This window comes from Xanthomonas cannabis pv. cannabis, assembly GCF_000802365.1.
Classification (GTDB): domain Bacteria; phylum Pseudomonadota; class Gammaproteobacteria; order Xanthomonadales; family Xanthomonadaceae; genus Xanthomonas; species Xanthomonas cannabis.
Window position 1 is genome coordinate 1 of the sequence record NZ_JSZE01000119.1, and the last position, 10,491, is coordinate 10,491.

Annotated in this window: 7 protein-coding genes; 6 read left to right on the forward strand and 1 reads right to left on the reverse strand. The window is 68.1% G+C overall.

What is annotated here, in order from left to right; translation table 11 throughout:
• The 3 genes from OZ10_RS17070 to OZ10_RS17080 form a co-directional block, all read left to right on the forward strand.
• The coding region (locus OZ10_RS17070; protein WP_039566110.1) for a flagellar biosynthetic protein FliQ at positions 1-222 on the forward strand (222 nt) is incomplete at its 5' end.
• A gap of 13 nt (positions 223-235) precedes the next feature.
• A complete protein-coding gene (gene fliR, locus OZ10_RS17075; RefSeq protein ID WP_039566112.1) occupies positions 236-1,027 on the forward strand; it encodes a flagellar biosynthetic protein FliR in 792 nt (263 codons plus the stop codon).
• Between the two features lie 93 nt (positions 1,028-1,120).
• Positions 1,121-4,084, forward strand: coding sequence for a ligand-binding sensor domain-containing diguanylate cyclase (locus OZ10_RS17080; RefSeq protein WP_039566115.1), 2,964 nt, complete (start codon positions 1,121-1,123; stop codon positions 4,082-4,084).
• Here OZ10_RS17080 and OZ10_RS17085 read toward each other — a convergent pair.
• Positions 4,072-4,287: a hypothetical protein gene (locus OZ10_RS17085; RefSeq protein WP_039566118.1), complete on the reverse strand. Its 216-nt coding sequence runs from the start codon at positions 4,285-4,287 to the stop codon at positions 4,072-4,074. The two genes, OZ10_RS17080 and OZ10_RS17085, sit on opposite strands and share 13 nt — an antisense overlap.
• A 216-nt stretch (positions 4,288-4,503) precedes the next feature.
• Between OZ10_RS17085 and OZ10_RS17090 the strand changes: the two genes are divergently transcribed.
• The 3 genes from OZ10_RS17090 to OZ10_RS17100 form a co-directional block, all read left to right on the forward strand.
• The gene (locus OZ10_RS17090; protein ID WP_039566123.1) at positions 4,504-7,425 is read left to right on the forward strand and encodes a ligand-binding sensor domain-containing diguanylate cyclase; all 2,922 of its coding nucleotides are present in this window, start codon (positions 4,504-4,506) and stop codon (positions 7,423-7,425) included.
• 234 nt (positions 7,426-7,659) lie between these two features.
• Positions 7,660-8,790, forward strand: coding sequence for a flagellar biosynthesis protein FlhB (gene flhB / locus OZ10_RS17095; RefSeq protein WP_039566121.1), 1,131 nt, complete (start codon positions 7,660-7,662; stop codon positions 8,788-8,790).
• Positions 8,791-8,807: 17 nt separating this feature from the next.
• A partial coding sequence (locus OZ10_RS17100; protein WP_202903032.1) for a flagellar biosynthesis protein FlhA occupies positions 8,808-10,491 on the forward strand: 1,684 nt, incomplete at its 3' end.

The following is a 10,491-nucleotide window of genomic DNA, read 5'->3' on the forward strand; positions in this document are numbered from 1 at the left end:
GTCCTGTGGATTGCCGGACCGATGTTGCTGGCGGTGCTGGTGGTTGGTGTCGTCATTGGCGTGGTGCAGGCCGCCACCCAGTTGAACGAACCCACCATTGCGTTCGTGGCCAAGGCGGTCGCGTTGACGGCCACCTTGTTTGCCACCGGCAGCATGCTGCTGGGGCACCTGGTGGAGTTCACCATCGCGCTGTTCCAGCGCATTCCGCATCTGATCGGCTAGCGGGCCGGCGCGGATGGATGCTGCCACCCAGATGGTGATCGACGGCCAGCGCGCGTTTGCGATGGTCGGGGCGATCATGTGGACGATGCTGCGGACCGGGGCGTTGCTGACCGCCATGCCGTTGATCGGCACGCGCGCGGTGCCCGGGCGGGTGCGGGTCATGCTGACCGGGACCCTGGCGATGGCGCTGGCACCGATCCTGCCGCCGGTGCCCGAGTGGGACGGGTTCACCGCCAGCGCAGTGCTGAGCATTGCGCGCGAGCTGGCGGTGGGCGCGAGCATGGGCTTCATGCTCAAGCTGATCTTCGAGGCGGGCGCGCTGGCCGGCGAGCTGGTGTCGCAGTCCACCGGCTTGTCGTTCGCGCAGATGTCCGACCCGATGCGCGGGGTGACCTCCGGCGTGATCGCACAGTGGTTCTATATCGGTTTCGGGCTGTTGTTCTTTGCCGCCAACGGCCACCTGGCGGTGATCGCGCTGCTGGTGGACAGCTACAAGGCGCTGCCGATCGGCACCGCAATCCCCGATGCCAGCGCCTTTGCCGAGGTCGCCCCGACATTGTTCCTGCAGATCCTGCGCGGCGGGCTGACCCTGGCCTTGCCGATGATGGTGGCGATGCTGGCGGTCAACCTGGCCTTCGGCGCTCTGGCCAAGGCGGCACCGGCGCTGAACCCCATGCAGCTGGGCCTGCCGCTGACGGTGTTGCTGGGACTGTTCCTGTTGTCCAGCTTTGCGAGCGAATTCGCCCCGCCGGTGCAACGCATGTTCGACACTGCCTTCGACGCCGCCAGAGAACTGACGGGCTGACCGCGCCACACCTCAAGTTTTGTAACCGGTCGCCGTCAACGCTGGGGACGATTGGCCCGTTCAATCGGCATACCCCTCTTTCCGCGGAAACCGATGCTCATCTCAGCGCTGTTCGCCTGCCCTGCTTCGCGACGCGCTGCGTCGCGGGCGCGTCTGTGGCTGCTGGCGGTTGCGCTGCTGCTGGCCTGCATGACCGGCGCGCAGGCACAGAGTTACAGCCTTCGCAATTACGGGCAGGCAGACGGTTTGCAGGGCATGACCATCAACGGGCTGGTCGAAGACCGGCGCGGCGAGGTGTGGGTGGCGACCGAGCTGGCGCTGCACCGCTTCGAACGCGACCGCTTCATTCCCGTCGAGCGGGAGAGCGGGCTGGATGCCCGCTATACGCGCGCGCTGACGCTGGACGATGCGGGGCGGCTGTGGGTTGCCACCGCCAATGGCGTCTTCGTGCGCAGCGGCGAGCGGTTCGTGCAGGTGTTGAAGGAGGGCAAGCGCATCAGGGCCGATGCCGGCAACGTGATCGCGCGCTACCGCAATGGCGTGGCCGTCATCAGTGATGGCGCGCTGCTGGCGCTGACGCCGGCTGCCGACGGTTCCTGGCAGGTGCAGACGCTGACACTGCAAACGCGCGATGGCACCGTGTTGAAGACCGGCCCTACCCTGCTGGCCGATGGCCGGTTCCTGTGGGTGTCCTGCAATGCCGGTGTCTGTCGTCTGGACGCCAATGGCACCGTGGTCGAAACCTTGTCCGACGCCGATGGCGTACCGGCCAGGCGGTGGCGCGTGATCTTTCGCGAGCGTGGCGGCCGGCTGTGGTTGCGCGGCGGCGGCATCATGGTGTCGCGCGAACCGGGCGCCTCCCGTTTCCAGGAGCGTCCGGCCAATCCGCACAACAGCTTCGAAACCATGTCCGGCGCCACCACGATGGTGGAAGACGCGCATGGCCGCATGCTGACGCGGTCGGATCACGGCCTGGTGCGTTGGGACGGTTCGCATTGGACCGATATCGGCACCGATCAGGGCCTGCAGCTGGATGCGATGGTTGGCCCGTTGCTGTTCCAGAGCACCGGGACCTTGTGGATCGGCACGCGCGGGACCGGGCTGCAGCGCCTGCTCGGCTACGGCACTATCGAGCACCTCACCGAAGCACAGGGCATGGCGTCGGCGCCCATCTGGTCGATGCAGCGCCTGCCCGACGGCACGCTCGCAGTGGGCGCCGACGGCGGTGCCAACCTGCTCGCGCGACACGCCGTGCGTGCGCAGCCGTGGCGGCTGGAGGATGGCAAGCCGTTGTCGCAGACGCTGAACATCGCGGTGGCACCGGACGGCGCGGCCTGGCTGTCGTACTACTCCGGCGCCATCGCGCGGCGCGATCCAGTCACCGGAGTGACCCGGCAGGTGATGGATCTGCCGCGGCCGGGCTACAAGATCCTGTTCGACGCCACCGGTTCGGTCTGGATTGCGACCTCGCGCGGGCTGGGGCACGGCCAAGCCAGCCCGCCTTACGCGCTGGCCTCCGATCCGGCGATGGCGAACAGGTTCATTGGTGACATCGACTTGGACCCCCAAGGCCGCCTGTGGGCCGCCACCGGCGATGGTCTGTACCGGCGTGACGGCACGACATGGGTGCACGTGCCGGTCACCGGGACCTTGCCCACGCAGGACATGTACCAGATCGATTTCGCACCCGATGGCGAAATCTGGCTGTCGTTGCGCGAAACCGGGCTATGGCATGGCCGCCTGCAGGCCGACGGCAGCCTGCCGGTCCAGGCGGTGGACGACCCGTTGTTGTCCAGGGTGATGCCATTCATCCTGCGTCACGATCGCAAGGGACGGCTATGGGTGGGCAGCAGCCAGGGACTGGATCTGTACCAGCATGGACGTTGGTCGCGCATCACCCGTGCAGAAGGCCTGCTGTGGGACGACCTCGCGTCCAATGCGTTTCTGGAAGACGACGACGGCAGCATCTGGATCGGCAGCAGCAGAGGGCTCAGCCATCTGCGCGACCCGCAGCGGTTGTTTGCGGCACAGGCGCTCAAGGTCGAGATCGGCCAGGTCCGTCGCGGCACCCAGATCGTCCGGGCCGGCAGCGCGCTGGACTGGTCGGAAACGCCGCTGGACATCGAGCTTCAAACGCCTGGCGTCGAAGGCGGCGCCGAGCGGATCAGTTTCCGCTATCGCGTGGAAGGCCATCAGGCGCGCTGGACCACCACCTCGCTCAGCCATCTCACCTACCCACTGCTGCCACCGGGCCGTTACACGCTCGAGGTGCAGGCGCTGGATGCCTATCAACGCAGCGCAAGCGCCGTGGCGCGGTTCCACTTCGTGCTGCGCTCACCCTGGTGGCGCGGCATCCCCGCACTGATCGGCTATGGGGTGCTGGCCATTGCAGCGGTGATCGCGCTGCTGCGCTGGCGTACCGCCAAGCTGCTACGCCGCAAGCACGAGCTGGAGCAGCTGGTGGCCGAACGCACCGCCGAACTGGAGCAGGACAAGCGCGATCTGGAATCGGCCCGTGCCGCGCTCGCGCTCAAGGCCACCCATGACGAACTCACCGGCCTGCTCAACCGCGCCGGCATCCTCGCGGCCCTGCGCGACATGCTGGAACGCGCCGATGCGACGGCGCGGCCGTTGGCGGTGGTGCTGATCGACCTGGACCATTTCAAGCTGGTCAACGACCAGCACGGCCACCTGGCCGGCGATGCGGTGCTGGCCGGGGTGGGCCGGCGGATGGATACGCTGGTGCGTGGCGAGGACCGCATCGGCCGTTACGGCGGCGAGGAATTGCTGGCGCTGATGCCGGGGCTGACGCAGGAGGCCACGCATCGGCTGGATGCCCTGCACCGCGGCATCTGCGGCGACTACCCCATCGATGGCGGCTGGCTGCATGTCACCTGCTCGATCGGCGTGGCCTGGTTCCAGCCCGGCGAAACCCTCGAACAATTGCTGGCCCGCGCCGATGCAGCGCTGTACGCCGCCAAGCGCAGCGGCCGCAATCGCATCGACTACGACCATGGGCCGGTGCGCCCTGCCGCACCGGCCGGTCATCTCGACTGATCCGACCGGCGCAGCGCGGTGGCAACGCTGCGCAGGGCCGGCGTGTGCACCGACATGGCGTGCGCGCCCTCGCTGCCACAAGTGCCGGTCCAGCGCACGGCGCGCTGGTTGGCCAGCGGCGTGATGGATGCGCCGCGCCAGCCCCCCGCCGCCCTGGCGTCCAGTTTTGCGCTAAAGCCCTGACCGCGATCCAGATCGTGCATTGACGCTGGTCTCGGCCGTTCCACGACAGGACTGCGGCACGGTCCGGCCCGCTGATTCACCGCGTCGATCGATTGTCAAATGCAATTAAAGTAAATCGCATGCACAGCCGCTAGTCGATAGATCGTGGCCTGGGATGGGGCCGCCAATGGCAAGCGTGAGACGTCCGCGCGAGGGCGCGGACCATACGCTTGGATGCGTGGGAGATCGAAACGCCCGTGGGGTTCCTGCACCGCCAATCGAGGTCGTCAGGCCGAGTGCCACCGCTGACCGCGGTGCTGCTGTTGGCCCTGCTGTCGTTTGCGGACCTGGCTGGTGCGCAAAGCGCCAGCATTCGGCGCTACGCCCACGATCAGGGCCTGCTCGGCCTGGCCGGCACCTGCCTGCTGCAGACCCGTCATACCCTGCTGTGGGTATGCACCGAGAGCGGCCTGTATCGCTACAACGGCCGCATCTTTCAGCAGGTTCCGCTGGACGGCCTGCGCAACGAACCGATCACCGCCATGAGCGAAGCGCCGGACGGTCGCCTGTGGGTTGCCGGGTTCCAGGCGCTGTTCGTCGGCGACGAACATGGCTTCCGCAAGCTTGCCCGCGACGAGGCCGAGCATCTGCAGGACGGCATACTGCTGGCCAGCCCGTCGTGGGGCACCGTGATGCTCAACGGCGGCGAACTGGAGGTGCTGCGCCCGCGCAGCAACGGCAAGTGGCATAGCGACTACCTACTGGACACCGCCACGCGGGTGCGGGTGCCGGAACTGTCCAAGGCGATGAGTCTGTCGGTGGAGGGCGACGCCCTGTGGGTGGGGTGCGCGCGCAAGCTGTGCGCCATCGACGCGCAACGCCGGGTGCAGGTCTATGGCCCCGACCAGGGCGTGCCGGAGGATCGCTGGTCCAGCGTGCTGCGCGATCGCGACGGCGGGCTGTGGGCCCGCGGCGCCGGGACCCTGCTCCACCGCGCGCCGGGTGACGACCGCTTCCGCGTGCGGCCGCTGCCGCTGCTGGACGGCAGCACGGTCGGACGACAGGCACCGCTGGTGCTGGATCGCGAAGGACGCGTGCTGGTGCGCCGCAACGATGGCCTGGTGCGCTGGGAACACGGCCGCTGGCGGACCTTCGGCGCCGGCAACGGGCTGCCACCGGGCAGCAGCGACGCGATCGTGGTCGATCGCGACGGCGACCTCTGGATGACCGTGGACGGCGAAGGCCTGGTGCGTTGGGCCGGCTACGAATGGATCGAGAACTGGGACGCCACACAGGGCATGCCGCCCGCCCCGACCTGGTCCATTGCACGCGATGCGCAGCACGCGTTGCTGGTCGGCAACGAGCACGGCGTGGGACGACAGGCGCACCCGGGCGGACGCTTTGCACCGGCGCTGCCGCAAGCCGGCATCCAGATCGTGGGCATGCAGCGCAGCAGCGACGGCAGCCTGTGGACGCTCAACTCGGCCGGCCACCTGCAGCGCTTCTGGCCCGATGGTCGCAACGCCGAGGTGGCCAAACTCCCGCGCACCGCCAGACGCCTGCTCCTGGATCGGCAAGGCCGGCTATGGATCCTCACCGCCGGCGGACTGTTCGTGATCGAGCGCCCGCTCGAGGGCGGCGCGCTGCAGCCGGTTGCCGGCATGCCCGCCATTGCCTACACCGATATCCAGCAGACCGCCGACGGCACGCTGTGGGTGTCCAGCGCCAATGGTCTGTTCCGGCTGCGCGGCGCGCACTGGACCAAGGTGCCGGTGAAGGTCAACGGTGGCGATGCCGAGCCGTGGGTGAGCAAGTTCCATATCAGCGACAGCGGCGAAGTGTGGCTGGCCTTCTACCGCCCCGGCGTCTGGCACGGCATGGTGCTGGCCGACGGTGTGGACCTGCAGGCCATCAGCGACGACGCGCTGCGCGATGTGGGTGTGTACCTGTTGCGCGGCGACAGCGTGGGCAGGATCTGGGTGGGCCATGCGCGTGGCGTGGAGGTCTATGACGGCGAGCGCTGGGCGCATCTGTCGCAGTCGCAGGGGCTGATCTGGGACGACGTGTCCGAAGCGGCGTTCGCCGAGGATCCGGATGGGTCGGTGTGGATCGGCACCGCGCGCGGCGTCAGCCATCTGGCCGACCCGGCACGGTTGTTCGACGATCGCCAGCCCAGCGTGCGGATCGACAGCGTCAGCCGCGGCGGCGTCCCGATCCGCAGCGGGCAGCTGCTGGGCTGGAGCGACAAACCGCTGCATATCGAACTGTCCACGATGGAGGTCTACGACGACCCGAGCCGCCTGACCGTGCGCTATCGCCTGCTCGGCCTGCACGACGAATGGATCCAGAGCGACGACCTGTCGATCGACCAACCACCGCTGCCGTCCGGGCACTTCCGCCTGCAGGTGCAGGTGCTGGACCGCTATCGGCGCACCGCCTCGCCGGTCGTGGACCTGGCCTTTGCGGTGGCGCCGCTGTGGTGGCGCAGCCCGCCGGCGATTGCCTTGTACCTGCTGATCGGCAGCGGCCTGCTGATCGGCCTGTGGAGCTGGCGCCACCGTCATTTGATGGCGCGCGAGCGCATGCTGGCCGAGCTGGTGGCCGAGCGCACCTATCAGCTCGAACGCGAGAAGCACGAGCTGGAAAGCGCACGCGCCGCGCTGGCGCTGAAGGCCAGCCACGACGCGCTCACCGGCCTGCTCAACCGCTCCGGCATTCTCGAGGCCATGGGCGAGGAACTGCAGGCCTGCGCGCAAGCCGAACAGCCGTTGGCGGTGGTGTTGATCGACCTGGATCACTTCAAGCAGGTCAACGACGAACATGGCCACCTGGTCGGCGATGCGGTGCTGGCCAAGGTGGGCGCGCGGCTTACCGCCTGCCTGCGCGATTCGGACAAGGTGGGCCGGTACGGCGGCGAAGAACTGCTGTTGCTGCTGCCCGGCATGACCCGTCAGGGCCAGCATCGGCTGCGCGCCATCCACGAGGCGATCAGCCTGTCGCCCTACGAAGTAGGCGCTGCGCGCGCGCTGCAGGTGACCTGCTCGATCGGCGTGGCGTGGTACCGCGTCGGCGACACCGCCGCCACCCTGCTGGCGCGTGCGGACGCGGCCTTGTATCGGGCCAAGCGCCACGGCCGCAACCGCATCGAGCCGGAGGAACCGGAGATTTCGGTGGCCTGAGCGCGCGGCCCATGCACCGGGGACCCAGGCTCCCCGTGGGGCGCGTCGGCGCGTTGCGCGTGCCCTGCTCGGCCGCTGGGCGAGCTGGCGGCAGAGCGGCAAAGCGGGTGAACGGTCCAGGACGATCGCCGCCTGCAGCTTGGCACGCTGTGTCGCTGCCGGCGTCCGGGGCTGGCGGTCGCGGTTCTGGAATGCCGCTTGCATCAACGGGCGTAATCCCCCACCGGCACCCCCATGTCCGAGTCCGAAGACGGCGGCGAGCGTACAGAGCTTCCCACCGAAAAACGCCTGCGCGAGGCCCGCGAGCAAGGCAACTTCCCGCAATCGCGTGAGCTGTCCACCGCCGCGGTGTTTGGCGCCGGCGTGTTCGGGTTGATGGCACTGGCCGGCGGCATTGGCGATGGCGCGGCGGTCTGGATGAAGACCGCACTCAGCCCCGACCCCAAGATGCGCGAAAACCCGATGGCGCTGTTCGGCCATTTCGGCGACCTGCTGCTGCAGTTGCTGTGGGTGATGCTGCCGCTGATCGGCGTGTGCCTGCTGGCCGGGCTGGCCGGGCCGCTGATGATGAGCGGCCTGCATTTTTCCAGCAAGGCGATCATGCCCGACCTCACCAAGCTCAACCCGATGAACGGGATCAAGCGCATGTGGGGCAGCAACAGCCTGGCCGAGCTGGTCAAGTCGGTGCTGCGCCTGCTGTTCGTCGGCCTGGCCGCCTGGCTGTGCATCTCCAAGAGCCTGCCCGGCCTGCGCGCGCTGGTGAACCAGCCGCTGGAACAGGCGGTGGGCAACGGCCTGGACTTCACCAAGAGCCTGCTGTTCTACACCGCAGGCGCCTTGGTGCTGCTGGCGGCCATCGACGCGCCGTACCAGAAGTGGAACTGGCTGCGGAAGCTGAAGATGACCCGCGAAGAGATCAAGCGCGAGATGAAGGAAAGCGAGGGCAGCCCGGAGGTGAAGGGCCGCATCCGCCAGATGCAGATGCAGATGTCGCAGCGGCAGATGATGGAAGCGGTGCCCAAGGCCGACGTGGTGCTGATGAACCCGACCCACTACGCGGTGGCGCTCAAGTACGAAGGCGGCAAGATGCGCGCCCCGATCGTGGTGGCCAAGGGCGTGGACGAGATGGCCTTCCGCATCCGCGAAGCGGGCGAACAACACCGGGTCGCGATCGTCACCGCCCCGCCTTTGGCACGCGCCTTGTATAGGGAAGCCCAAATCGGCAAGGAAATTCCCGTGAGACTCTATTCGGTCGTGGCCCAGGTGCTGTCCTACGTCTACCAGTTGCGCGGGTGGAACGGCGGCCCGATGCCGGAATTGCCGTCGCTGGACGTGGATGAGTTCGGCAAGGGGGCCAGCGCATGAGCGCCCAACCCGCCCCGATGAACGCCCGCCGCGTTATGGAGTTGCTGCGCAACGGCCTGGGTGCCCCGCTCGCCCTGATGGCCATGCTGGCCATGCTGATGGTGCCGCTGGCCGCGCCGGTGCTGGACGCGCTGTTCACCTTCAACATCGCCATCTCGCTGATGGTGCTGCTGGCGGTGGTGTATGTGCAGCGCCCGCTGGAATTCACCATTTTCCCGATCGTGCTGTTGATGACCACGATGCTGCGGCTGGCGCTGAACGTCGCCTCCAGCCGCGTGATCCTGATCAACGGCCAGGACGGCCACGCCGCGGCCGGCAAGGTCATCGAGGCGTTCGGCCAGTTCGTCATCGGCGGCAACTACGCCGTGGGTATCGTGGTGTTCGCGATCCTGACCATCATCAACTTCGTGGTCATCACCAAGGGTGCCGGGCGCGTGTCGGAAGTGACCGCGCGCTTCATCCTGGACGCCATGCCCGGCAAGCAGATGGCCATCGACGCCGACCTCAACGCCGGTTTGCTGACGCGCGAGGAAGCCAAGGCCCGCCGCGAGGAAGTCCGCGAGGAAGCCGACTTCTACGGTGCGATGGACGGTGCCAACAAGTTCATCCGCGGCGACGCCATCGCCGCCATCCTGATCCTGTTCATCAACCTGGTCGGCGGCATGGCCGTCGGCATGTTCCAGCACGGCATGAGCTTCGTGGATGCCGCCTCCACCTACACCCTGCTGTCGATCGGCGACGGCTTGGTGGCGCAGCTGCCGGCCTTGCTGGTGTCGTCCTCGGTGGCCTTGCTGGTGACCCGCGCCTCGCGGGCGCAGGACATGCGCGGGGCGATGGTCAGCCAGGTGTTCGGCCAGCATCGCGCCTTGGCGGTGGCTGCGGCGATCCTGGGCCTGGTCGGCCTGGTGCCGGGCATGCCGAACGTCGCGTTTTTGACGCTGGGCCTGATCCTGGGCGTGATCGCCTGGAAAATGTACAAGCGCAGCCTGGTGGCGCCGGCGGCAGGCGATGCGGCCGCCGACCCGCAGGCGGCTGCGGCGGCCACTGCCGCCCAGGCCAGCGCGGAACTGAGCTGGGACGAACTGCGCCCGATCGACCCGCTGGGCCTGGAAGTGGGCTACCGGCTGATCCCGCTGGTGGACAAGCACCAGGGCGGCGAATTGATGGCGCGCATCAAGGGCGTGCGCCGCAAGCTCACCCAGGACATCGGTTTCCTGGTGCCACCGGTGCATATCCGCGACAACCTGGAGCTGTCCGCCAACGCGTATCGGCTGCTGGTGCACGGCGTGCCGGTGGCCACCGCCGAAATCTACCCCGACCGCGAGCTGGCGCTGGACCCGGGCGGTGCGCTCGGCCAGCTCGACGGCATTCCCGGCAAGGACCCGGCGTTCGGCCTGGACGCCACCTGGATCCAGCCGCATCAGCGCGCCTATGCCGAATCGATGGGCTATACCGTGGTCGACCCGGCCACCGTGGTGGCCACGCATCTGTCGCACCTGATCCGCGAACATGCCCCGGAACTGCTCGGCCACGAAGAAGTGCAGCAGCTGCTGGCAACCCTGGCCAAGACGGCGCCCAAGATGGTCGAGGACCTCACCCCCAAGGCGCTGCCGCTGTCGGTGGTGGTGCGCGTGCTGCAGAACCTGCTGATCGAGCGCATTCCGGTGCGCCAGCTGCGCAAGATCGTCGAAGCGCTGGTCG